Genomic DNA, 23,678 nt, shown 5'->3' with positions numbered 1-23,678 from the left:
AGGACTTAGACGGCCAGCTTCTTGCGGCCCTTGGCGCGGCGAGCGGCGATGACGGCGCGGCCGCCACGGGTCTTCATGCGGACCAGAAAGCCGTGAGTGCGTTTGCGACGGGTATTGGACGGTTGGTAAGTACGCTTCATGATATGGGTTTCCTGTTTCGAAACGGAAATAAACGCGTGATTTGACTCGATAACGGCCGATTTGTCAACGAGGAATTTTCGACTCCCCTGTGGATAACTTTGCAAAAAAACGTTAGAATGTGGGGGTTTATCGTTGCCGACCGGCTGCACAACAAATGAACGCATCCTGGGCCCGCAGGCCCGCCGCGTTTGAAACAGCGCAGTCCGCCGGCCGCTTCCATGCCGAACATCCGCCGTCCGCGCGCCGCTGCATCCGCGCCGCTGGCGGCTCATCCCGCTGTTGCCAGCCGAGCGCGCTCAGCGGGTTTTTCGCTTTCACATGCGTGTATGTAATGACTGAACTGGATCAATTCTGGCCTGCCTGCCTCGCCCGACTGGAGGCCGAACTGTCTTCGCAACAGTTCAACACCTGGATCAAGCCGCTTACCGCCGAAGCCGGCGACGACGGTATCGCGCTGTTCGCGCCCAACCGCTTCATCATGCAGTTCATCAAGGACCGCTTCCTCGGCCGCATTGAGGAACTGGCCGTGGAACTGGTGGGCGAGTGCCTGGTGGAGCTGCGCCTGGGCGCGCCGTCGGCGCGGCCGCTGCAGCCGGCCGCCAGCAGCCAGCCCAGGGCCAAGGAGCCGGCCAAGAGCGCGCCCAGCGCGCCGGCCGCGCCCTCTCCGGCCAAGCAGGCGGCGGTGAAGGCCATTGGCGGCAGCCATGAAAGCACGCGCCTGAACCCCTCGTTCACCTTCGACACGCTGGTGACGGGCAAGGGCAACCAGCTGGCGCGCGCCGCGGCCATGCAGATTGCGGAAAATCCGGGCGACCAGGCCTACAACCCGCTGTTCGTCTACGGCGGCGTGGGCCTGGGTAAGACTCACTTGATCCAGGCCATCGGCAACCACGTGTTCCAAAAGAACCCGCAGGCCAAGATCCGCTACATCCACGCCGAACGCTACGTGGCCGACATCATGCGCGCCTACCAGCACAAGGCCTTTGATGAATTCAAGCGCTACTACCACTCGCTGGACCTGTTGCTGATTGACGACATCCAGTTCTTCGCCGGCAAGAACCGCACCCAGGAAGAATTCTTCTATGCCTTCAATGCGCTGATAGAGGGCGGCAAGCAGGTGATCATGACCTGCGACAGCTACCCCAAGCAGATTGAAGGGATGGAAGAGCGGCTGATTTCGCGCTTCTCCTGGGGCCTGACCGTGGAAATCCAGCCGCCGGAGCTGGAAATGCGCGTGGCCATTCTGATGAAGAAGGCCGAGGCCGACAGCATCAAGCTGGAGCACAACGTAGCCTTCTTCATCGCCCAGAACGTGCGCTCCAACGTGCGCGAGCTGGAAGGCGCGCTCAAGCGCGTGGTGGCCTATGCCCGCTTCACCAATCAGAACATCACGCTGGAACTGGTGAAGGAAGCGCTGAAGGACATCCTGGCCGCCGGCAACCGCCAGGTGACGGTGGACGCCATCCAGAAGACGGTGGCCGAGTACTACAAGATCAAGCTGTCCGACATGCACAGCAAGAAGCGCAGCCGCGACATCGCCCGTCCGCGCCAGGTGGCCATGGCCCTGGCCAAGGAGCTGACCCAGCTATCCCTGCCCAATATCGGCGACGCCTTTGGCGGCCGGGACCACACCACCGTGCTGCACGCGTGCAAAACCATTACCGAGATGCGCGGCAACGATGCCGACATCGCGCATGACTACGAAGCGCTGCTGGCCATGCTGCGCAATTAATCGAACCATGATCCGACTCTTCACCCTCAACTGGGAGCCCGCCACATGCTGATCCTGCAAGCCGAACGCGATGCCCTGCTCAAGCCCCTGCTGGCAGTCACCGGCATTGTCGAGCGCCGCCACACCCTGCCCATCCTGTCCAACGTCCTGATCGAGAAAAAGGGCGGACAGGTAGGCTTCCTGGCCACCGACCTGGAAATCCAGATCACCACCGCCAGCAGCGACGAGCTGCCGGGCGAAGATTTCCGCCTCACCACCTCCGCCAAGAAGCTGCAGGACATCCTGCGCGCCATTCCGGGCAACGCCACGGTGACGCTGGAGCAGCTGGACGGCGGCCGCCTGGTGCTGAAAGCCGGCAAGAGCCGCTTCAACCTGCAAACGCTGCCGGCGGAAGACTTCCCGCTGCTGTCCGTGGCCAGCGCCGGCGAATCCAGCTTCAGCCTCTCCCAGCGCGAACTGAAGCGCCTGATCTCCCAGGTGCAGTACGCCATGGCGGTGCAGGACATCCGTTATTACCTCAATGGCCTGTTGATGCAGACGGACGGCAACCAGGTGCGCCTGGTCGCCACCGACGGCCACCGCCTGGCCTTCGCCAGCGCCGACGTGGCCGCCACCCTGCCCAAGGCCGAGGTGATCCTGCCGCGCAAGACCATCATCGAGCTGTACAAGCTGCTGCAAGACAGCGACGACGAAATCAAGATCGAAGTGCTGGCCAACCAGGTGCGCTTCAGCTTTGGCGCCACCGTCATCATCAGCAAGGTGGTGGACGGCAAGTTCCCGGACTACAACCGCGTCATCCCGCTGGACAACGACAAGATCTTCCTGATCGAACGCCTGGAATTCCTGCACGCGCTGCAACGCGCCGCCATCCTGGCCAACGAGAAGTTCCGCGGCGTGCGCCTGGTGCTGGCCCCCGGCAAGATGTCCATCCTGTGCACCAACAGCGAGCAGGAAGAAGCCGAGGAAGAGCTGGAAATCGCCTTCCAGGGCGGCACCCTGGAAATCGGCTTCAACATCAACTACCTGCTGGACGTGCTGACCAATCTGCCGGCGGAAACGCTGCAGCTGGCGTTTGGCGATTCCGCCCGCAGCGCGCTGTTCACCATTCCGGACGTCAGCAACTTCAAGTACATCGTGATGCCGATGCGCATCTAAGCAGTACCAGGATTCGGAGCGAGCGGGAGGCCCAGCCTCCACACCGGGTTTAAGAATGACCGGCGCGGCAAGCCTACACGGCGCGCCGCCTATTGGAAAGTTGAGTATGAGCGAACAAGAATACGGCGCGGACAGTATCAAGGTGCTTAAAGGCCTGGATGCGGTGCGCAAGCGCCCCGGCATGTACATTGGCGACACCCAGGACGGCACCGGCTTGCACCACATGGTGTTTGAAGTGCTGGACAACGCCATTGACGAGGCGCTGGCCGGCCATGCCGACACCATCAAGGTCACCATCAACCCGGACAACTCCGTCTCCGTAGAAGACAACGGCCGCGGCATCCCCACGGACATCCACCCGGAAGAAGGCCGCTCCGCCGCAGAGGTCATCATGACCATCCTGCACGCCGGCGGCAAATTCGACAGCAACAGCTACAAGATCTCCGGCGGCCTGCACGGCGTGGGCGTATCGGTGGTCAACGCGCTGTCCGATTGGCTGAAGCTGAAGATCTGGCGCGACGGCAAGGTGCATGAAATGGAATTCCGCCGCGGCGACGCGGTGGCCCCGCTCACCGTCACCGGCCATACCAGCCACCGCGGCACCGAAGTGACCTTCTTCGCCAGCGTGGAAACCTTCGGCCACATCGAATTCCACTTCGACATCCTGGCCAAGCGCATCCGCGAACTCTCGTTCCTGAACCAGGGCGTGGGCATCCAGCTGATAGACAAGCGCAGCGGCAAGGAAGAAAACTTCGCCTTCTCCGGCGGCGTGGCGGGTTTCGTGGAATACATGAACCGCAACAAGAACGTGCTGCACCCCAAGACCTTTTACGGCATTGGCGAAAAAGACGGCATGACGGTGGAGGTGGCGATGCAATGGAACGACTCTTACCAAGAGAACGTCCAGTGCTTCACCAACAACATCCCGCAGCGCGACGGCGGCACCCACATGACCGCGCTGCGCCAGGTGATGACCCGCACGCTGAACCAATTCATCGAAGAGAGCGAAGTGGCCAAGAAGGCCAAGGTGGACACCACCGGCGACGACATGCGCGAAGGCCTGACCTGCGTGCTGTCCGTCAAGCTGCCGGACCCCAAGTTCTCCAGCCAGACCAAGGACAAATTGGTCTCCAGCGAAATCGGCCCAGTGGTCAACGAGGTGATCAGCGAAGCGCTGAAAACCTATCTGCTGGAAAACCCCAGCGACGCCAAAACCATTTGCGGCAAGATCGTGGAAGCCGCCCGCGCCCGCGAAGCCGCGCGCAAGGCCCGCGAAATCACCCGCCGCAAGGGCATCATGGACGGCCTGGGCCTGCCCGGCAAACTGGCCGACTGTCAGGAAAAAGACCCGTCGCTGTGCGAACTATACCTGGTGGAGGGTGACTCCGCCGGCGGCTCCGCCAAGCAAGGCCGCGACCGCAAATTCCAGGCCATCCTGCCGCTGAAGGGCAAGATCCTGAACGTGGAACGCGCCCGCTTCGACAAGATGCTGCAAAGCCAGGAAGTGGCCACGCTGATCACCGCCATGGGCTGCGGCATCGGCAAGGACGAATACAACCCGGACAAGCTGCGCTACCATCGCATCATCATCATGACCGATGCCGACGTGGACGGCGCGCACATCCGCACCCTGCTGCTCACCTTCTTCTACCGCCAGATGACAGAACTGGTGGAGCGCGGCCACATCTACATCGCCCAGCCGCCGCTGTACAAGGCCAAGCACGGCAAGCAGGAACGCTATCTGAAAGACGACAGCGAACTGAACCAGTACCTGCTGCAACTGGCGCTGGAAAAAGCCGAGCTGATCCCGGCCGAAGGCGAAGCCCCGCTGGCCGGTGAAACCCTGGGCGAAATCGCCCGCCAGTTCCTGCTGGCCCGCGCGGTGATGGAACGCGAAAGCCGCGTGATCGACCCGCTGGTGCTGGAAGCCATGCTCAAAACCGGCCCGCTGTCGCTGGAAAGCCAACAACAGGCCGACCACACCGTGGCGGAACTCTCCAAGCACCTGCCGGCTGAAACCATAGACCTGCAACTGCTGCGCGATGAAAAGAACGACGGCTTCCTGGTGAAGATCATCCGCAAGCTGCACGGCAACGTGCTGGTGACCGTGCTGGACCAAAACTTCCTGGACAGCGGCGACTACGCCGAGCTGAAGAAAACCGGCAGCCTGCTAGGCGGCCTGCTGCGCCAAGGCGCCCACGTGAAGCGCGGCGAAACCGTGCGCCCGGTGGCGGAATTTGGCGAAGCGCTGGACTGGCTGCTGACCGAGGTGAAAAAGGGCATGAACATCCAGCGCTACAAAGGCCTGGGCGAGATGAACCCGGAACAGCTGTGGGAAACCACCATGGACCCGGCTGTGCGCCGCCTGCTCAAGGTGCGCATCGAAGACGTGATGGGCGCGGACGACGTGTTCACCACCCTGATGGGCGACGAGGTGGAGCCGAGACGTCAGTTCATTGAAGGTAATGCCTTGATCGCACGCAATATAGATGTTTAAAATTGTAGGATCCCACGAAACTCTAGATTTTTCCCACTTTTCTAGATTTTTGGGATTTCACACGCAGCCTACGCTGTAAGAAGGATGGCCTCCAAGTTTGGAGGCCATTTTCTTTTCCAGATAGCTCAGGTGACGTGCTTCATTGTGGGCGCTTTCGTGCGATGTTCAGAGCGTATACCTTCGCTTGCCAGTGGGTGCGTTATTGTCATTGGACAAGATCGGTTCCGATCAGACGCCAAATTAGATCTGTCGTCGGATACAAGAACGGCGAATCGGGCGTTGAGATTTGCCATGATAGTGAACAGGTCATTTCAAACCCAAAAACCTCTGCCCACCACACCCGGTATTTTCTAGTTTGCCGCTCACCCGGCCTTGTTATCATGCTCCCTCTCTTGTCCACTCTTGCGCTGAAAGGCTGCCATGCCTCCCCAATCTTCCGTGCTGGATGCCGCGCTGGCGAAGTATTTCGGGTTTTCCGGCTTTCGCGGTGGCCAACGCGAGGTGCTCCAGGCGCTGCTCGATGGCCATTCCGCGATGGCGATTTTCCCCACCGGCTCCGGCAAATCGCTGTGCTACCAGCTGGCCGCCACGCAATTGCCGCATTTGACGCTACTGATCTCGCCGCTGCTGGCGCTGATGCGCGACCAGTTGGCGTTTTTGCAGGCCAAGGGCATTGCCGCTGCCACGATTGACTCCACCCAAAGCCGCGATGAAGCGCAGCAGGTGATGAGCGACGTGCGGGCCGGCTGCATCAAGGTACTGATGGTGTCGGTGGAGCGCCTGAAGAACGAACGCTTCCGCCGCTTTATCGCGGAAGTGCCGCTGTCGCTGCTGGTGGTGGACGAGGCGCATTGCATTTCGGAATGGGGACATAATTTCCGCCCGGATTATCTCAAACTGCCACAGTACCGAGCGCAGCTGAACATCCCGCAAGTGCTGTTGCTTACCGCCACCGCGACGCCAACGGTGATGCAGGACATGGCGCGGCGCTTTGCAATCGCGCCGGAGCACATCACCGTGACCGGCTTTTACCGCCCCAATCTGCACCTGCATGTCCGTGCCATGGCTCAGGCCGACAAGAACACCGCGCTGCTCCAACTGCTGGCCCGCACCCCCGGCGCAGCCTGCGTGGTGTATGTCACCCAGCAGCACACCGCCGAAATTCTGGCCACCAGGCTACAAGCGCAAGGCATCGCGGCGGCGGCTTATCACGCCGGGCTGGACAGCACGCTCCGCGAGCAGATTCAGGACGATTTCATGAATGGCACCACGCCGGTGATTGTCGCCACCATCGCCTTTGGCATGGGCATAGACAAGGGCAATATCCGGCAGGTGATTCATTACGACTTACCCAAATCGGTGGAAAATTATAGTCAGGAAATCGGCCGCGCCGGACGCGATGGAGAGACATCGCTATGCACACTGTTGGGGAATCGCGATGGCCTGCATGTGTTGGAAAACTTTGTCTACGGCGACACGCCGCAATTGGCATCCATCGAACACGTGCTGCAGCGCATCCGCAACGAAGCACAAAACGGGCAATGGGAAATGACGCTGCATGGGCTATCAGCCGACAGCAATGTCCGCCAACTGCCGCTCAAAACGCTGTTGGTGTACCTAGAAGTACAAGGCCTGCTGCAAGCTCAGTACAGCTATTACAGCGAGTACCGTTTCCAGTTGCTGGAGGAAGAAGACACGCTGTTGGCGCACTTCAAGGACGAACGGCGCGAATTTGTCGCCGCCTTGCTGGCGCATAGCAAACTGGGGCGCAGCTGGTACAGCTTTGATTTTGAATCATTCTTGCAAGCCTTTCCTGGCCAGCGCCAACGCGCGGTCACCGCGCTGGAGTTCATGGACGAGCGCGGCTGGCTAACACTGGAAACCAAGCAAATGACCGAGGTATACGCGGTGAGCGATGCGGCGTTTGACGTGGCATCGCTTGCCGCCAGCCTGCATGCTCAATTCCAGGCGCGGGAAGATAGCGAGCTGGCGCGTTTGCAGCAAATGCTGGTGCTGTTCGAGACTGAAACTTGCCTGAGTTACGCGCTGGCCAGCTACTTTGGCGATACGGCCGCGCCGGCGCAGTGTGGCCATTGCCTGGTGTGTCGCGGTAAACCGGCACGCTTGCCCGCCGCCCCAGCCTTGCCCGCTTTAACAGCGGACAACTTGCAAACCGCGCTGGCTGGCCTGACGGAAAAACTGGGCCATGTACCGGCCCCCCATCTGGCAGCGTGTTTCTTATGCGGCATTACCCTGCCGCTGCTCACCAAATTGCGTGCCTCTCGGATAGCGGGCTTTGGCCAGTTGGCTGCCTATCCCTTTGCTGAAGTACGGGCGTATTGTTAGCGCCGTTGGGCTGAAATCAGCACGGATACGGGTGCAGGGCCTATGAACTGTGGCGTCATCATGGGGCGAGTCCAAGAAACTGGCCTCTCACACCCTTCATACTCAACCCACCCTCACCTTCAACCTGGAAGACTTTCCTGCCGAGCAGTTGGCGTAGCATGAAATCGAAGCCCCGCATCCAGACGAGTTCATCTCCCACCTGCTGGACTTGAATCTTTCAGCGAGCCTGGCGGCCTTTGCTCGCCACCGTAAAACACTCAAAAACCCGCCTAAGACGGTAGACGAATACCTGGATACCTTGCTGCAGCAAGGCCTGCCGGATACCGTGCGCCAGCTGCGGCCATGCGCGGCGGCGCTTTGACTTCCTCTACGGCATCTCGGAGGCGAAGTTGTTTGAAAAGTCCCACCTTGCATAGAGATAGATTTCCGCATAGCAGCGGCGGCTGAAAGCCTGAGAGAGAATCATCCAGGAAGATGAGACGCCCGTACCGCCTCCGTCCCACGTTCGTCTAGAACCCCGTTGATTGGCCGTGGAGCTCATCTAGATAAAGATGGGATCCTACACTCGCAGACCACAGGCGGCAGGTAATGTATCTAATGAATCAGAGCGTTGGCCATGCCATCCAGCCGCAACTTCACTTTTTCCCAGTTCGGCATCACTTGCCCCATTAGCCGGTAGAAGCGCTCGCTGTGGTTGTGTTCGGCCAAGTGGCACAGCTCGTGCAAGATCACGTAATCAATGCAGTCCCTGGGTGCTTTCACCAGATGGGGATTCAGCGTGAGCCGCCCTGCAGGTGAACAGCTTCCCCATTGGGTTTGCATGGTCAAGACTCTTAGTGGTGGTTTCCCACTCACCCATAAGGCTTGCTCCAGCATTGCGTCCCGCCTGCGTACAAAGACTTCTTTAGCGCGCGCTTTGTACCAGTCGGCAAGCAATACGCTGATTTTGTCGGCGGATTTTTCCCGCACCGTCACTTCGATCTTGCCGCGCAACAGTTTCACCGCTGGTTTCTCTGCTGGGTTTTCGATGACCTTCAGGACGTACTGCTTGCCAAGGTAATAGTGGCTTTCACCACTGATGTATTGCCGTGGGCGCACATGCTCCAGGCGGGAGCGGAACTCGCGCAGTTGCTGATAAATCCAGCGCGCACGCAGCTTGGCTGCGGCGATCACTTGCTCATCCGTGGCCGCTTCTGGCGCGCTGATTTGCACACGACAATCCGGCAGCACCTTGATCAGGATTTTGTTGCTTGATCCCGTGCGCGGCAGCCGTTCAAAACCAATCTGTTCATCCGCATAGTTCAATGACAGATTGGTTTTACTCGGCTCAGGCTTGATCGCAACAGCCACCTCAAACCCCGGCTGCATTCAAGCCAACACGGGTAATTTGCACCACCCACTCCACCATGGCTTTAGCCTGATCCATGCCTGCGCCAATCGATTTGCATTCTTTGAACAAGAGCGGCAGCAATTGCTTGCGGATGTTGGCTTCGATGTTCTGCGGGTTGATGGAATGCTCGCCAACCACTTGCTCAACCAGTTGGTCGATATCAAACGCCAATGCCACCCATTTGCCATGCACCTGTGCATCGCTGATCGAAAACACCTCGGGCAGCGTTTTTTTAAAGATGCCAAAATAGGCTTGCGCATGACGATTTCCATTAAATGATCCTGGTAGTTCATCCAGCTGGCGTTGCTGCACTTTTGCTTCAAATTCGTGGAACAGCAAGTATTGCTTGAGCGGATGATCGAACAGCTTTTCTGCCTCGGCAATGGCATCGCGCAGCAGCTTGGAGAAGGCTTCTTGCGCATACGGGTCATCGCGCAGCTCTTGCTCAATCATCTTCGCCACCCGGGTTTTGATGATGTCGGTTTCGTTGCGGGTTTTTTCTTCCGACCAGTCTTCCGGCTTGGGTTTACTGCCCATTTTGCCAACTTCATAGGTGCCGCCCGGTTCGCGCACTTCCACGCCCACAACGTGCTTATCCAGCAATTTCTTTACCTGGGTGGCGTAGTCGTCATAGTTGATGGTTTCACCCGTATCCTGCTTCACCAACTGGCGCAGGCTGGAGAACTGCTTTACCGTTTCCTTGTAATGCTGGCGATCCGCATCGCTAAAGCTCGTGTCCTCAAAGAAAGTTGCCGATTGCAGTGCCACTTTCAGGCAACTGGAGAACTCGCTGAGTGCTTCGTAGAAGTCATCTCGTACCTTCTGGTTCACATCCACCAGCTCACCGTTGCGCTCTTCCGTTTTCGGGATGAGCACCTGGCGCAGCTGTTCGATGTCATTCTTGTTTTTTACTCCATCAAAAATGGCCCACAGCTGCTTATACAGGCGCGGCAGGCGTTTGTACTCCGTGCTCATCGGGTTGTACAAACCGGCGATATCGTTGATGTCGTAACCACCCTGCGTACGTGCAGCCAAGTCCTGGTACTTGGCAATGGTGGTATCCAGCTCGGCCAGAATGCCGCGATAGTCGATCAGCAAGCCAAATTTTTTCAAGGGATGCAGGCGGTTGACACGGGCGATGGCCTGAATCAGGTTGTGCTCTTTCAGCGGCTTGTCGATATACAGCACGGTATTTTTCGGCTCGTCAAAGCCGGTCAGCAGCTTATCCACCACAATCAGCAGCTTGAGCGACGCATCTTTGTCGAAACGCTCGATCACCTGCTTGGTGTAGACCTGCTCATCCTGCGAGCCGACATTGTCTTTCCACCACTGCGTCACTTCCGGGATCGAGGCTTCATCCACTTCCGAATTGCCCTCACGGGTATCCGGCGCGCTAATCACAACAGCAGATTCAAATAACCCAGCTTCATCCAGGTATTTCTTGTACTTGATCGCCGATGCCTTGCTATCGCACGCCAGTTGCCCCTTGAGGCCTGCGTCGATGTTCTTATCGAAATGCTCGGCAATATCGCGGGCTATCAGCTGGATGCGATCGTCGGCGCGATACAGCTCGCCGCGTTTGGCGTATTTGCGCTTCAGGTCGGCCTTCTGCTTGTCGGTCAGGCTGGTGGTAATGCGGGTGAAGCCGGCATCGATCGCTCTATCGTTGATATCCAGATCGGGGATGCGCTCTTCGTACAGTAGCGGGGTAACGGCTTCGTCTTCCGCTGCCCGCTGCATGGTGTAGGCGTGCACAATCGGGCCGAATTTGCTGGTGGTTTTGTCGTCCTTTAGCAGCGGCGTGCCGGTAAACGCCACAAAGGCGGCCTTGGGCATGGCCTGCTTCATGCGGATATTGCTTTCGCCCCCCTGGCTGCGGTGGCCTTCATCAATCAGCACAATGATGTCGGGGCTGGTATTCACACATTCCGGCAGCTTTGTCGCGGTATTGAACTTGTGAATCAGCGAGAAAATGATGCGCTCGGTGCCGGTACTGATCTGCTCCGCAAGCCGCTTGCCGGAAGTGGCCAGCGCGGCTTCCTTGTCTTTCTTGCCGGATAACTCGCCGCCCGAAGCAAAGGTTTTGGAGAGCTGGCTTTCCAGGTCAATACGGTCCGTCACCACCACAATGCGGCATGCCTTCAGCGACTCATGCAGGATCAGCGCCTTGCTTAAAAACACCATTGTGAACGACTTGCCCGAGCCCGTGGTATGCCAAATCACGCCGCCTTCACGCCCGCCATCGGCGCGGCGGGTGTTGATGCGGGCGATCAAGCGCTTGATGCCGAACACCTGCTGATAGCGGGCCACGATCTTGCCTGCTTTTTTGTCGTACAGCGTGAAATACCGCACCATCTCCAGCAGGCGGGCGGGTCCAAGCAGGCTGATCAGTAATTTATCTTGTCCGCTTACCGCCAACTCGCCGCCAGCCAGCAGGGATTGATACCACTGCAAATCTTTGGCAGCGCGATGCGCAAACAGGGTATCGATCTGCAACCCGCTCAAGGGCTTGTTCTTGATCGCAGCCATCTCGGCATCGGAGATATCCTCCTCACGCCAGGCGGCGTAAAACTTGGCTGGCGTGCCGCAAGTGCCATAACGGCCATCCGCGCCGTTGATGGATAAAATCAGCTGGGCGTAGGCAAACAGGCGCGGAATTTCATCATGGCGCTGATTGCGCAGCGATTGCGAAATGCCTTCGGCAATGGTCGGCCCCTTTTTGGCATGGCCATCGGGGCGCTTGGCCTCGATGATCACCAGCGGGATGCCGTTCACAAAGCACACGATATCCGGGCGGCGGCTATCCATTCCGCCCGAGCGCGTGACGCTGTATTCCTCGGTGAACAGAAAGCTATTGTTTTCCGGCTTTTCCCAATCGATCAGCGCAATAGTCGGGTTGGCCTTTTTGCCCTCGACAAACTCGGTCACCGAAATGCCGTACAGCATGTGGTTGTAGAGCTTTTCATTGGCCAGCGCCAGGCCTTCATTCAGCGCCGGGCTACATACCTCGGCAATCAGCTTATCCACTGCCTTATCCGACAAGGCCTGCTCACGCCCATCAAAGCGAAAGCGTCGCGTCTGCAATACCCGCCGCAGTTCATCGCGCAACACCACTTCATCCTGCTTGCCACCGCATTGGGCCAAGGCCTGCTCGGGTGGCAGGAAGGTCCAGCCCAGCTGGCTCAGCAGCGTCAGCGCGGGGATTTTGGCGCTGTATTCTTCTTGAAATTTGGGCGTGAACGCTTGCTTCATTGTTGATCCTTGTTTTTGCTGGCGCGTTTGCTGTCCCATGCCAAAAGCGACGCGATATCCCGTTCGCCCTCCGCCTCTTTCAGCCTGCGTTGCTGCTGGGCAAACTGCTCATACTCGGCGGCTGCTTTTTCATCGGCCATCTGCTTGCTGATCTTGCCCGCACCGTGCAGCACTTCGCGGTCATTGAATTGCAGGAACTGGTCCAACTTGTCCTGCCAGTCGCGCAGAAAGATCTGCTGCCGGCGTCTGGCCTGGTCTTCGGCAAAGTCCAGCCACATGCTCACCACCCGGTTCAATTCATCCACTTCGGCGCTATTCAGATAGTTTTTGGCTACCGTCACATCCGCCTTGCGTACCTCCTGCCCCTTGTAGCTGGTCAAGCCCATATGCGGTTGGCTGGCATCGGCGCGCTGATGTATCAGCTCAGCAGCAGTCAGGCCGGTGCAGGCAAAGTGCAGCTTGTTCTGGATGATCTGGAAGAACTGCGTGGTGTCCTTGAACGAGGGCTCATAGTCGGCCGCCAGCGCAAAAATCTCCCGCACCCGCAGATACATGCGCCGCTCGCTGGCGCGGATGTCGCGGATGCGCTCCAGCATCTCGCCAAAATAGTCGGGCACCACGGATGGGCCAACGGGCGGGTTTTTCAGCCGCTCGTCGTCCATCACAAAGCCCTTGACCAGGTATTCCTGCAGCGTCTGCGTCGCCCACTGCCGGAACTGCGTGCCGCGGGGGGAGCGCACGCGGTAGCCCACCGCCAGAATGGCCGACAGGCTGTAGTGATCAATCTCGCGAGAGACCTGACGCGCGCCTTCCTGACGAACTATCCGGAATTTCCGGATAGTTGCCGCCGGGTCCAGCTCCGCTTCCTTGAACACGTTCTGCAGGTGCTCATTGATGGTGCGCACATCCTTGCCATACAGTTCGGCCATGGTGGCTTGCGACAGCCACAGCGTCTCGCTCTCGAAGCGGCACTCGATGCGCACCTGGCCATCGGCCGATGAAAACATGATGAACTCGCCGGCCGGCGCCGCGGGCCAGGTATTCGGATCGGTCATTCACGCCTCCGCTTGGTCCTGCGCGCACTGCACGCGGCGCTTGCCGGTCAGCAGTTGCTGCATCAGGGCTTTCTTCTCTTGCTTCAGACCGTCGAGTTGAGATTGAAGGGTTTGGATTTCTTGGTCGGCTAATGTAAGAATCGCAGCAATTTTCACCTGCTCAGCCAGAGCAGGTAGCGGCACTTTCAAGTCAAAGAAATCAGCGGGTTTTACATTCAACAGCCCATGAGCACGACCACCTTCATATGCAATTTGTGTTAAGCCACGATTAAGTAAGCCTGATTCGAAATAGTGCTCAAAGAAGTTACTATCTGCTTTATCCTTTGCGGCCAATGCAAAGCAAATGTACAGCGTCGTCACCACTCCGTCGTCGTAGCGATTGAGGCGCTTGATCGCTCCCATTGGGTAGCCGATGGAATAGCTCTTGTTGTATGCAAACTGGCCTTTCTTCAATAGGAAATAATTGTCCAGTGTTTCTGATGCCACAGTACGGTTGAAATATTCATCCTGCCGAATCAAGCCCTGCTGGCCAGAAATGGTCACGACATTCTCTGACTGCCCACCATTACGTGTCGTCACCCTTGAGAAAATGCTTCCCAATTTGACAACTTTCCACTCCCCCTCAAACCCCGGAAAGCGTTTTTCCCCGGTGAGCAGCTGTTGCATCAAGGCTTTTTTCTGCTGGCGGGCGAGGTCGAGCAGGCGCTCGGCGGTAGCGATGGCCTGATCCCAAGTCGAGAGGATTTGGGCGATTTCCTTTTGTTCATTGACAGGCGGAACAAGAAGCTGAAAAGGCTTCAAGATTTGAAGATTGATATTTTTCTGTGCATTTTGAGTTGCCAGACTATCTAGCGCATCACGTTTTGTTTCCAGAAGTTTCTTAAGCCAATACACATCAGCTTTATCTTGATAAGGTTTAATTGCTACAACGCTATCTGGGCAAGCAACATCGAACTTAGTAATAGCAGTGTCGCCAATGTTGGCTGCAATCGTAATTAGTATCGTATCCCTAGGAAAAACTTTACTTACACCTATGCCATCTTGATTAAGGGTTTGTGAGAATTTTTCAAGATATGTCCCAGCAGAACTGACGTCGCCAGTTTGTACGAATGGGACATCCCCACCAAAATACTTTGGATCATTTCTTGGCCTAGCGGAAAATTTCCCACGTTCAACCAGAGCAATATCTTCAAGTGTTTTTTCCGACCAGCCCTTAGGCACCATAACCCAGCTCCTGCAGATATTTCGCCATCTCTGTTTCCAGCGTAGTCAGTTTCGCCTTCAAAGCCTCGCGCTCCGCGCGTACCGCCAGCAGGTCGATTTCTTCCTCTTCTTCAAAAGTATCGACGTAGCGCGGGATGTTGAGGTTGAAGTCGTTGTCGCGGATTTCATCCAGGCTGGCCAGATAGGCGTATTTCTCTATGCTGCGGCCTTCGCGGTAGGTGCTGACGATTTTGGCGATGTTGTTGTCAGTGAGCTGGTTCTGGTTTTTGCCGGCTTTGCATTCGTGGCTGGCATCGATGAACAGTACCTTGCTGTCAGATTTTTCCTTGCTGAAAATCAGGATCGCCGCCGGAATGCCGGTGCCGTAGAACAGTTTTTCCGGCAGGCCGATCACCGCGTCTAGCAGGTTTTCTTCGATCAGCTTTTGACGGATTTTGCCCTCGCTGCTGCCACGGAACAGCACGCCATGTGGCACCACCACGCCCATGCGGCCGCTGTCGGGTTTCAGCGTTTCTATCATGTGCAGGATAAAGGCGTAGTCGCCCTTGGTTTTGGGCGGAATGCCACGGCGGAAGCGGCTGTATCTGTCGTTTTCGGCTTCGTCGTGCCCCCATTTTTCCAGTGAAAACGGCGGATTGGCGGTGACGATGTCGAACAGCATCAGCTCGCCGTTTTTATCCAGCAGCTTGGGGTTGCGGATGGTGTCGCCCCATTCGATCTTGTGATTGTCCTCGCCGTGCAGGAACATATTCATCTTGGCCAGCGACCAGGTGGAGCCGATGGCTTCCTGCCCGTACAGCGCGTAGTTCTTGCTGCCGTGATTGCTCACCACCTTGCGGCCACATTTCATCAACAGCGAGGCCGAGCCGCAGGCTGGGTCACAAATGCTGTCACCCGGCTGCGGGTCCAGCAGCTCGGCGATCAGTTCGGAGACTTCGGGCGGGGTATAGAACTCGCCGGCTTTCTGGCCGCCGCTGGCGGCGAAGTTCTTGATCAAGAACTCATAGCCGTTACCGATGATGTCCAGTGTGCCGACGCGGCTGGGCTTGAGGTTGAGCTCAGGCTTGGCAAAGTCTTCCAGCAGGTGACGCAGGATGGTGTTTTTCTGCTTTTCTTCGCCCAGCTTGTCGGTATTGAAGCTGATGTCCTGAAACACGCTTTTGCCCGCGTCCTTGAGCTTGGTGCCGTTGGCTTCTTCAATCGCGTGCAGCGCCTGATCGATGCGCTCGCCATTGCCCGGCTCGTGGCGGCGCTGGTACAGCTGGTAGAAGCTGGCCTCCGCCGGCAGCACGAAGCGCTCGTTTTTCAGCATTTCGGCAATCAGTTCCGGCTCGTCACCGTATTGCTTCTGGTAGCCATCGTAGTGGTCCTGCCAGACATCGCTGATGTATTTCAGAAACAGCATGGTGAGCACGAAGTCTTTGTAGGTATCGGCGCTGATGGTGCCGCGAAAGGTGTCGCAGGCCGCCCATAGCGCTTTATTGATGTCGTCCTGGTTGATTTGCTCGGTCATGGTGATTCCTGGGATGCGTATTTTTAACGATAGGGTGTTGCGGCCGCGGGTTCGGCAAGCAGATCAGCGGCGAGCTGATTGGCCATCGCCGCCTGCAGTTGCTCGCCATTCCGGCGCAGTTGTTCGATCAGGCGCAGCTCTTGCCGCAAGGTATGGGCCAGGCCAACAATGGCCTGCTGCCGGGTGAGATCTGGCACGGCAATGGGTATCTGGTCCAAAGCGTTGCGCTTGATGGCTTTGGTGAGGGTGCCCTCGGCGTTCAGGTCAAAATAGCGCTGGCAGGGGGGCTGGTTGAGAAACCAGCACAGGTATTCGGGCAGCAGTTGGGCCGCGGTGGCGCGCACAATAAAAAACTGCGGCGCGGCGACGGCCTGTTTGCCGCTTGCGGTAAGCGCATCGTCAATCAGCACCGCGTAGTTGTGGCTGCCACGCGCCGCCACCAGGATATCGCCCACTTGCAGGCAGTCATCCCGGCGGCCAGTGGGCTCGGTTTCAATACAGCCGGCCCAATTCACACCGTCTGGTGTTGAGGCATCTTTCATCTGCACGGCGACAATCCCCGAGCCGCGCGACTCGGCAATCCTCCCTCTAAAGGGGTGCCCGGCAGAGATTTTGGCAAGGTATTTCAGCTGCATGCCTTCACCGTTTCATAGTCGATGATGCATATTATTCCGCGCAGCCCTGCCCGTCAATTTATTGTTTCTTACTTATTACTGCAAAAAAACCACACCGATCAGCATGGTGTTCTGGAAGCGTGGTTTGAGCGGTGCTTGCCCTCCTCTTGGCCTCTGCAAACAATCTACCGTCTCATCAGCGCGCCTCGTCGCGCCTGTTCATACGTACTTCTGCACTTGCCTAGCAAGCCTCTCAGCTAGATAATCCCTCCGTGCCGTTCAATAGCGGCACCGGGATTGGCGTCCTGTTACATCTTCCATCGAACTGCCGCGTTCGCCGCGCCAGTTCGATCATCATTGCTACGCGCAATTTATGGCGGGCCGTGGTGGGAGTGTCGCGAGACACGCCGGAGGAGATGCCGGTAACGCCAATCCCGCCATGCGCCTGCCACCCCCGATTGGCGTCGGGAAAGCAGGATTGAGCACTCATCTCCGTGAGGATCTTGCTATGACTAGCATTTCCCGCAGTGCGTCTCACCTTGCCGTATCCTCCAGCCCTTTGCTCCGTTCCGGGGCGTCTGCCTCTTTGTCTCAGCCCAGCCTGCTGGCCATGCATAGGCTGCATGATGCCTTTGCCGCCTTGCAGGACCAGCTAGCCCGCAAGCCGCAGGCCTGCGCCCGCGTGCCGGCGGCGCAGCTGGCGCATCTGTGCCGCGACATTGAGGACGCGGTGGTGGAAACCATCTGCCACCTGGCCCATAGCCAGCTGGGCCTGCAGGCGCTGTTGGACCTGCTTGCCTGCCTGGGCGACGACGTGCGCCTGCCTTCCAGCCGCCTGCTGCAATTATTGCAGCCGCTGGACAAGCGGGTGGAGGCGTCGCTCAGCCGGCTCACCGGCGTGCTGTAAGCCGCTGCCGCCGGGGCCCATCCGGGCACGGCGGCCGCTGAGAACCCCGTGTTGGGGTGGGCAGCGGCGTGGCGGCACCTTGGGGGCGCACTCACCCTTTGCGCCCCGCGCCGCCTGCACATCAGGCACCTTCCGCCCTCGCCGCTTTCTCCGCCCCCGCACGGGACGCACTGACTTACCGCTCGCCCGCGCGCCTTGGCCTTTTCCCCGGCCGAAGGCCGGACAGGCGCTGGCTCACGCCCGGGCGGGCGGACTTTCTCGCTGGAGGATACGCATGTCCCACCCCACTGAATTTGCGCCGTTTGCCGTGCACATCCACCCCCAGGCGCATGGCCACGGACCACTCCGCCACCTGCGGCCATCCCACCCGGCCGCGCCGCTGGCCAAGCTGAACCACATCTTTGCCCAGTTGCAGGAGCAATTGGCCGACCCCGATCTAGCCAGCCTGCGCCACCCCGTGGCACAACTGGCCCACCTGTGCCGGGAAATGGAGGACGCAGTAAGGGAATCCATCCCCCGCCTGGCCCATGCCCAGCTGGGCCTGGAAGCCATGATGGACCTGCTCTCATGCCTGGGCGACGACGTGCGCCTGCCATCCAGCCGGCTGAAGGAGCTGCTGGCGCCGCTGGATAAGCGCATGGACCAGCCGCTCCACCTGCTCACCCGCGCGCTGTAAGCGCACAGCCCGCCAGGCCGGCACATGCTGGCCCGGCGGTTTCCGCTATCCAGTCATGGAGGAAAACGCATGTCCAACATCACCCCGCTGACACCGCCCTCTCTGCCCACATCCAAGCGACACGCCAACACCAGCAAACCCAGCCCTCTCCCCGCCACCGTGGCGGCGCTGGCAGAGCTGCGCCAAGTCATCGCCAAGCTGCAAAACCCGCAAAGCCATGCCTGCCCCACCACGCTGCGTCTGACTGTGGAGCGGCTGGCCCAGCTGGACCGCGACATCGAACAAGCCCTCAGCGCCAGCAACCAAACCCTGGCCCGCGCCAGCGAAAGCATGCAATCGCTGCTGAACCTGCTGCGGATGGCGGACGCCACCCCGCTGTCCGCCCGCCAGCTGTTCAGCCTGCTCGCCCCACTGCATCAGGAGATGCTGCTGGCCCGCTATCAGCTAATAGGTAAGCAGTAATGAAAAGGCCCACCCGGCGGATGCGGGGTGGGCTTTCAGATATGAGCGCAGGCATGCGGCTATGTGATGGGCTTGCATAAGGCGTAGCTGTAGCAATCTATTCACGCCATGGAAAAAATACAATTAAGTCATTGTATTTTATAGATGTATAAATATATTATCTATTCAATTTTCATTCACCATCCATTCAATGCTAGTTGAATCCATCCTCTCCAGCCTGCGGACTGGCCCCAAGACAGCGGCGGAGCTGTGCGGCCAATTGGGTATCAGCCAGCCCACCTTGTCGCGTCGCCTGCTGGATGCCGGCACCAAGGTAATCCGCGTGGGCCGCGCCCGCGCTACGCGCTATTTCGCCGTCAGGCTGATAGGCGGCCACGCCGGCATTCCCATCTATCGGGTATCCCAAGAAGGCCGCCTGGAGGATGTAGGCGAACTGACCGCCACCTGGCCGGGATTCGCGCTGGTCCGTCCGGATGGCGAGGCCACACATTACGATGGGCTGCCTTGGTGGCTAAACGATATGCGTCCGCAAGGCTATCTGGGCCGGGCCTGGGCGCGGCGGCTTGCTGCGCAAAGCGCGGGGTGGTCTGCGGATTTGAAGGATTGGACGGATGAGCAGGTGCTGCTTGCGCTGGCCTCGGGCGAAGTGGACATGCCTGGCAATCTGCTGATAGGTGAAGAGGCGCGCTCGCGCTGGCTGACGGGTACACACGCCGAGCTTATTTCCACAAATGACAGAGCACGCTACTACTTGCACACGGCCAAGCTGGCGGAAAGCGGCACACTGCCCGGCTCCAGCGCGGGCGGGGAACAGCCCAAGTTCACCGCTTGCGTGGCAGGGCGCGAGATACTGGTTAAGTTTTCCGCTTCCAGCGATAACGAAGTCAGCCGCCGCTGGCGGGATTTACTGCTGGCGGAACACATCGCGCTGCGCTTCCTGAGTGCCCACGGCTTTGAAGCGGCGCAAAGCGAGGTGATAGACGTTGGCACCCAGCGTTTTTTACAAGTCTGCCGGTTTGACCGCAACGAAGCGGGAGGCCGCCGCGGCATGGTCAGCCTGCACACGCTGGACGCGGAGTTTGCCGGCTTGGGCGCAGGAACCTGGCCGCAAATCACAGCTCAGTTGCTGCGGGAAAAGTCTCCACGCAGCCAGCGCCCCATCATCACGCCGCAGGCCAACGAAACAACCGGCCGACTGTACGCCTTCGGCACGTTGATCGGCAACACCGACATGCATGCGGGCAATCTGGCCTTCTACCATGACGGCGCGCTGCCGCTGTCGCTGGCTCCGGTTTACGACATGCTGCCCATGGGCTTTGCCCCCAAGACCGGGGGCGAGATGCACGATGCGCTGCCGCCCTTCCGCCTGCCCGCGTTGCCGGCCGCCGCCATCTGGCATGAGATGCTGCAATTGGCCCGCGCTTACTGGCAGGAGGTCATGAACCACCCGCTAGCCAGCCCCGCCCTGGCCGCCATCGGCGCCCGCCAGCTAGGCTGGCTGAACACGGCTGCGGAGCAGATCAGAAAGGCAGGCGGCGAGCCGCCGCAGGCTTAGCCCAAATTCCCCCGGGCAAGCTGTGCTACGTGGCAGGTCAAGCCCCCCTCTCCCCACCCCCTCTCCCACGAGGGGAGAGGGGCTTTGCCGCCTGTACTGCTCTTGCTTGCGGCGTTACCTTAAGCGCTACCGCGCGCCATTGCAGCGGTAGCGCGGGTTGGCCAAGGGCCATACCCGTGACCGCATTGCTCGCCTTGCCTGTTGTGCTGCCCATCTCGCTCATGATCGATAGCAATCATCTCGTCCGCGGGTATGGCCTGTGGCCAACCCGCGCTACGGGGCGGATCTCTATCTTTCAGCGCAGCGTGTAAGCATGGCTTACAGGTTCATGCCGAGGATCGGCATGACTGACTTGTCCGCGAATGGCTTGAGTCCGCATACATGCGCCCCTCTCCCCAACCCCTCTCCCACGAGGGGAGAGGGGCTTTGCCGCCTGCGCTGCTCTTGCTTGCGGCGTTACCTTAAGCGCTGCCGCGCGCCATTGCGGAATCTATTCATCAAAATCTAAAAACTGCGCTTCAATACTTGTATGTGCTTGTTTTCAATGAATTGAATCTATTCATTTTCTATTCCAGTTTGATCCCATGCCTGCCAAACGCGCCTGCGCTCTGGCTCCAGGCGCTTTGCGCGCAGCTGGGCTCGACGACGAGATCCGGCAGATGGACACCGCAGAGAAACATATGCCCGGCGAGAAGATCTCCCCATCACGCAGCCCCGCCTCATAGCCGCATGACTAGGTATTCCTACTCTGGTGCCTTTGGCGGCAATCCACCTTATAACGCGAACAGGCTCCGGCCATGCCTGCGGTCTATCCGGGGTCAGTTGTGCGCGCCGCCGCCATGGCGGGCCGGCGTGAAACGGTTAGCGCAATGCCACGGCCGGCCAAGTCTGGTCTCTGCATTCCCAGCCGCCGCTGATGGCTCTTCATACAGGAAAGAAAGGATTGATATGGGCAACAATGTTTACCAGCCGCCATTTTATGTCCCGCCGAAAACTTCCACGTCCTACCCGGGCACATGCAAGTCTGGCCAGATCATCCTCTACAAGGACAATAACTGGAACAGCGCCTCCCTCACCATCGACACCAACAGCCCGCAATATCCATCCGGCCATTTCTTTTCCTTCTCCGGAACATCCTTGCAGGATAATGCAACCTGGATAGTGTTCAATCTGCCGGAAGGCGTGGTTTGCACACTGAGCAATAACCTGGTGCAAAACACCAATCCTTACGATTTCTCCGGCGCCGGCGTATGCGTGGATTTGATCGGCAACGGGCAAACCCAGACCATCGATTTGGTGGCCTACGGCGCCAATGATTGCCTGAGCGGCGGCATCTGGCGCGATGTGGAGCTTGACCAGGGCTGGTTCCAGCTGTTCACCGACACCACCGAGCGCGGCACTTTCGCCACCATTTTCCTCACGGAATGGCCCACCGCCCAGCCGGTGTCCATCGCCAAATGGTGGCTGCAGGACCAAGCTTCCTCGGTCAACTTCCCCAGCCTGACGCCGCCGCAGCAGCTCACCCTGGCGGACAATGCCGACGGCAGCGGCCAGTCCATCACCCTGGGCGCCACCAATGCCTTTGGCACCTATAGCACGCCGGCTGCGGTGGATCTCACCACCAGCGGCATGAACGACAAAGTCAGCTCCTTTACCTACAGCCTGATTTCGCCGGTCAAGACGGTGGTTTCATCGGTCACGGTCAATGTGGACTCGCCCATTCTGCCCGGCCAGACCTTTACCGAAACCATCAAGGGCACCAATGCCTCGTCGGAAGTGCTGACCGTGACGGATACCGTGGCGGTGGGCAAGACGGTGGAAATTTCCAACACCACCACGCAGCAATACGAAACCACGGCCTCCATTTCCGCCACCGTCACGGCGACGGAAGGCATTCCGGATGTGGACTCCATCCAGGCCAGCCTGACCACCTCGTTCTCGGTGACGTCCACCACCTCGTCGTCCCAGACCACGACCAGCACCAACAGCGTCAGCCTGCAGCAGCAAATCACCTTCAACGTGCCACCGCAATCCAGCTACTCCGGTGTAGCCACCATCTCCATTGGCCAGGTGCCGCCCACTACCGTCACGCAGAACGGCTTCTACTACTACAGCCAGAACCTGCCGGGATCGGTCAAGCAGCCCGACGGCACCTATCTGCTGACGTCGCCCATCACCGTCAACATCAGCGGCGAGGTGGGCTCTTCCGTTCAGTTCACCGTCACGGCCACCCCGCTGACTACCGCGTCGCTTAGCTCCAAATAGGCAAGCTGCGCCGTAATCCATCAAGCCCGCCCGGCCGCCAAGCCGGGTGGGCTTTGGCTTATCATCGCGCCGCGCAATCCGCACGCAATTTGTCTCCGCATCCCTTCGGTCCTCTGCCTTCCTCGGCGGACTAAGCTTCGCGGCCGCCCAGCGCGCGCGCCATGCGCCTGGCGGACGCGCCGGCGATCAAATGATGAAAGGGCGTAACCAGGGCCAGATAGCCGCGGCCCAACGCGTTGTGCCTGCGCACCAGGGTGGCCACGCACAGCTGGCCCGGCCGCCAGCGCAACACCAGCCGGAAGTCCAGATGGCGATCGTCCTCGCCCAGCACGACATCATGCTCGCCTAGATGCAGAATGCAGAACACGCCCAGCTTCTGCCCTTGCCGATACGGGCCGGCGGCCGCGTTCAGCGCCGTTTGCGCGGTTTTCAGGCCCAGCGGGGCCACCAGCCGGTCACGCAGGCGCATCAGCGTATTGGCCCACGGCGGCATGGCCTGGGAAAAGGCGCGCAACAGGGCGGCGGCGTCCGGCGGCGGCGCATCCATGGCCACGGGCATAGTGCGGATGTCCTGCCACCCGTAGCGGCCGGCTTCAGCGGCCAGCAGGGGAATATCGGAGAAGAGGTTGGTGGCGGGCATGCGGGTTCTCCTGAACGATGGCACAGTCTTAGCATCCCATCGTTCTGCTTTGGCGTCTTGAAGCCAAGCGACATCCGCGCCACGGCACGCAGGCCAGCTGCTGGCCCAGCTCCCGGCACTAGCCATCCAGCCGCTCGCCGCGCGGCGTGGCGATGCGGCAAGGCTGCGCCGGCGGCCGGCCGCAGGTCGCGCGACACCCGCCAATCTATGCGCTGGGCGGCGATGGCGTTGGGTTGCGGTCTATGTGACAGGCC

18 protein-coding genes are annotated in these 23,678 nt (G+C 59.3%); 10 read left to right on the top strand and 8 right to left on the bottom strand.

What is annotated here, in order from left to right:
• Window positions 1-5: 5 nt before the first annotated feature.
• Complete coding sequence (rpmH, locus tag C2I19_RS04470; RefSeq protein WP_021477546.1) at window positions 6-140, bottom strand: 50S ribosomal protein L34; 135 nt, start codon at window positions 138-140, stop codon at window positions 6-8.
• A gap of 332 nt (window positions 141-472) precedes the next feature.
• On the opposite strand from rpmH, the gene dnaA reads away from it, so the two are divergent.
• The 5 genes from dnaA (at window position 473) to C2I19_RS22995 (ending at window position 8,232) form a co-directional block, all read left to right on the top strand.
• Window positions 473-1,873: a chromosomal replication initiator protein DnaA gene (dnaA, locus tag C2I19_RS04465; RefSeq protein ID WP_103901757.1), complete on the top strand. Its 1,401-nt coding sequence runs from the start codon at window positions 473-475 to the stop codon at window positions 1,871-1,873.
• Between the two features lie 45 nt (window positions 1,874-1,918).
• Entirely contained in the window at window positions 1,919-3,028 is a 1,110-nt protein-coding gene (dnaN, locus tag C2I19_RS04460; RefSeq protein ID WP_103901511.1) for a DNA polymerase III subunit beta, read from the top strand.
• Between the two features lie 106 nt (window positions 3,029-3,134).
• Complete coding sequence (gene gyrB / locus C2I19_RS04455; protein ID WP_103901510.1) at window positions 3,135-5,525, top strand: DNA topoisomerase (ATP-hydrolyzing) subunit B; 2,391 nt, start codon at window positions 3,135-3,137, stop codon at window positions 5,523-5,525.
• A 420-nt stretch (window positions 5,526-5,945) separates the two neighbouring features.
• Window positions 5,946-7,871: a RecQ family ATP-dependent DNA helicase gene (locus tag C2I19_RS04450; protein ID WP_103901509.1), complete on the top strand. Its 1,926-nt coding sequence runs from the start codon at window positions 5,946-5,948 to the stop codon at window positions 7,869-7,871.
• A 163-nt stretch (window positions 7,872-8,034) separates the two neighbouring features.
• Window positions 8,035-8,232 (top strand): VapC50 family PIN domain-containing toxin, encoded by a 198-nt coding sequence (locus C2I19_RS22995; protein ID WP_500778860.1) that lies wholly within the window; start codon window positions 8,035-8,037, stop codon window positions 8,230-8,232.
• A 233-nt stretch (window positions 8,233-8,465) separates the two neighbouring features.
• Here the strand turns inward: C2I19_RS22995 and C2I19_RS04445 are convergent, their stop codons facing one another.
• From C2I19_RS04445 to C2I19_RS04420, 6 genes are read right to left on the bottom strand one after another with little or no spacing between them, the layout of a single operon-like run.
• A complete protein-coding gene (locus C2I19_RS04445; protein ID WP_199181074.1) occupies window positions 8,466-9,221 on the bottom strand; it encodes a M48 family metallopeptidase in 756 nt (251 codons plus the stop codon).
• A 1-nt stretch (window position 9,222) separates the two neighbouring features.
• Window positions 9,223-12,513 carry a type I restriction endonuclease subunit R gene (locus C2I19_RS04440; RefSeq protein WP_103901507.1) on the bottom strand — a complete coding sequence of 1,097 codons (3,291 nt, stop codon included), beginning with the start codon at window positions 12,511-12,513 and terminating at the stop codon, window positions 9,223-9,225.
• Window positions 12,510-13,568, bottom strand: coding sequence for a virulence RhuM family protein (locus C2I19_RS04435; protein WP_103901506.1), 1,059 nt, complete (start codon window positions 13,566-13,568; stop codon window positions 12,510-12,512). The genes C2I19_RS04440 and C2I19_RS04435 overlap by 4 nt, the downstream gene beginning before the upstream one ends.
• Entirely contained in the window at window positions 13,569-14,792 is a 1,224-nt protein-coding gene (locus C2I19_RS04430) for a restriction endonuclease subunit S (RefSeq protein WP_103901505.1), read from the bottom strand.
• Window positions 14,782-16,305 (bottom strand): type I restriction-modification system subunit M, encoded by a 1,524-nt coding sequence (locus C2I19_RS04425; protein ID WP_103901504.1) that lies wholly within the window; start codon window positions 16,303-16,305, stop codon window positions 14,782-14,784. The genes C2I19_RS04430 and C2I19_RS04425 overlap by 11 nt, the downstream gene beginning before the upstream one ends.
• Window positions 16,306-16,328: 23 nt before the next feature.
• Entirely contained in the window at window positions 16,329-16,940 is a 612-nt protein-coding gene (locus C2I19_RS04420) for a restriction endonuclease subunit S domain-containing protein (protein WP_103901503.1), read from the bottom strand.
• Between the two features lie 565 nt (window positions 16,941-17,505).
• On the opposite strand from C2I19_RS04420, the gene C2I19_RS04415 reads away from it, so the two are divergent.
• The 5 genes from C2I19_RS04415 (at window position 17,506) to C2I19_RS04395 (ending at window position 22,784) form a co-directional block, all read left to right on the top strand.
• Window positions 17,506-17,826: a DUF1484 family protein gene (locus C2I19_RS04415; RefSeq protein ID WP_046168510.1), complete on the top strand. Its 321-nt coding sequence runs from the start codon at window positions 17,506-17,508 to the stop codon at window positions 17,824-17,826.
• A 274-nt stretch (window positions 17,827-18,100) separates the two neighbouring features.
• Window positions 18,101-18,502, top strand: a complete 402-nt coding sequence (locus C2I19_RS04410; RefSeq protein ID WP_103901502.1) for a DUF1484 family protein — start codon at window positions 18,101-18,103, stop codon at window positions 18,500-18,502.
• 69 nt (window positions 18,503-18,571) lie between these two features.
• Window positions 18,572-18,964, top strand: coding sequence for a DUF1484 family protein (locus C2I19_RS04405; protein WP_158253636.1), 393 nt, complete (start codon window positions 18,572-18,574; stop codon window positions 18,962-18,964).
• A 190-nt stretch (window positions 18,965-19,154) separates the two neighbouring features.
• A complete protein-coding gene (gene yjjJ / locus C2I19_RS04400) occupies window positions 19,155-20,519 on the top strand; it encodes a type II toxin-antitoxin system HipA family toxin YjjJ (RefSeq protein ID WP_103901500.1) in 1,365 nt (454 codons plus the stop codon).
• Window positions 20,520-21,467: 948 nt separating this feature from the next.
• Window positions 21,468-22,784: a hypothetical protein gene (locus C2I19_RS04395; protein ID WP_103901499.1), complete on the top strand. Its 1,317-nt coding sequence runs from the start codon at window positions 21,468-21,470 to the stop codon at window positions 22,782-22,784.
• Window positions 22,785-22,914: 130 nt separating this feature from the next.
• Here the strand turns inward: C2I19_RS04395 and C2I19_RS04390 are convergent, their stop codons facing one another.
• On the bottom strand, window positions 22,915-23,424 hold the full coding sequence (locus C2I19_RS04390) for a DUF2867 domain-containing protein (RefSeq protein WP_158253635.1): 510 nt from the start codon (window positions 23,422-23,424) through the stop codon (window positions 22,915-22,917).
• Between the last annotated feature and the right edge of the window lie 254 nt (window positions 23,425-23,678).

Source organism: Chromobacterium alticapitis (genome assembly GCF_002924365.1).
Taxonomy (GTDB): domain Bacteria; phylum Pseudomonadota; class Gammaproteobacteria; order Burkholderiales; family Chromobacteriaceae; genus Chromobacterium; species Chromobacterium alticapitis.
Note: the sequence above shows the minus strand (reverse complement) of the source record. Positions and strands in the feature narration are given on the sequence as shown.

What these genes read in the sequence shown, in the direction of transcription:
- gyrB (WP_103901510.1), top strand. Translation starts at nt 3,135, where the DNA reads ATGAGCGAACAAGAATACGGCGCGGACAGTATCAAGGTGCTTAAAGGC.
- C2I19_RS04395 (WP_103901499.1), top strand. Translation starts at nt 21,468, where the DNA reads ATGGGCAACAATGTTTACCAGCCGCCATTTTATGTCCCGCCGAAAACT.
- yjjJ (WP_103901500.1), top strand. Translation starts at nt 19,155, where the DNA reads ATGCTAGTTGAATCCATCCTCTCCAGCCTGCGGACTGGCCCCAAGACA.
- dnaA (WP_103901757.1), top strand. Translation starts at nt 473, where the DNA reads ATGACTGAACTGGATCAATTCTGGCCTGCCTGCCTCGCCCGACTGGAG.
- C2I19_RS04420 (WP_103901503.1), bottom strand. Translation starts at nt 16,940, where the DNA reads ATGCAGCTGAAATACCTTGCCAAAATCTCTGCCGGGCACCCCTTTAGA.
- C2I19_RS04435 (WP_103901506.1), bottom strand. Translation starts at nt 13,568, where the DNA reads ATGACCGATCCGAATACCTGGCCCGCGGCGCCGGCCGGCGAGTTCATC.
- C2I19_RS04425 (WP_103901504.1), bottom strand. Translation starts at nt 16,305, where the DNA reads ATGACCGAGCAAATCAACCAGGACGACATCAATAAAGCGCTATGGGCG.
- C2I19_RS04440 (WP_103901507.1), bottom strand. Translation starts at nt 12,513, where the DNA reads ATGAAGCAAGCGTTCACGCCCAAATTTCAAGAAGAATACAGCGCCAAA.
- C2I19_RS04450 (WP_103901509.1), top strand. Translation starts at nt 5,946, where the DNA reads ATGCCTCCCCAATCTTCCGTGCTGGATGCCGCGCTGGCGAAGTATTTC.
- rpmH (WP_021477546.1), bottom strand. Translation starts at nt 140, where the DNA reads ATGAAGCGTACTTACCAACCGTCCAATACCCGTCGCAAACGCACTCAC.
- C2I19_RS04410 (WP_103901502.1), top strand. Translation starts at nt 18,101, where the DNA reads ATGTCCCACCCCACTGAATTTGCGCCGTTTGCCGTGCACATCCACCCC.
- C2I19_RS04390 (WP_158253635.1), bottom strand. Translation starts at nt 23,424, where the DNA reads ATGCCCGCCACCAACCTCTTCTCCGATATTCCCCTGCTGGCCGCTGAA.
- C2I19_RS04405 (WP_158253636.1), top strand. Translation starts at nt 18,572, where the DNA reads ATGTCCAACATCACCCCGCTGACACCGCCCTCTCTGCCCACATCCAAG.
- dnaN (WP_103901511.1), top strand. Translation starts at nt 1,919, where the DNA reads ATGCTGATCCTGCAAGCCGAACGCGATGCCCTGCTCAAGCCCCTGCTG.
- C2I19_RS04430 (WP_103901505.1), bottom strand. Translation starts at nt 14,792, where the DNA reads ATGGTGCCTAAGGGCTGGTCGGAAAAAACACTTGAAGATATTGCTCTG.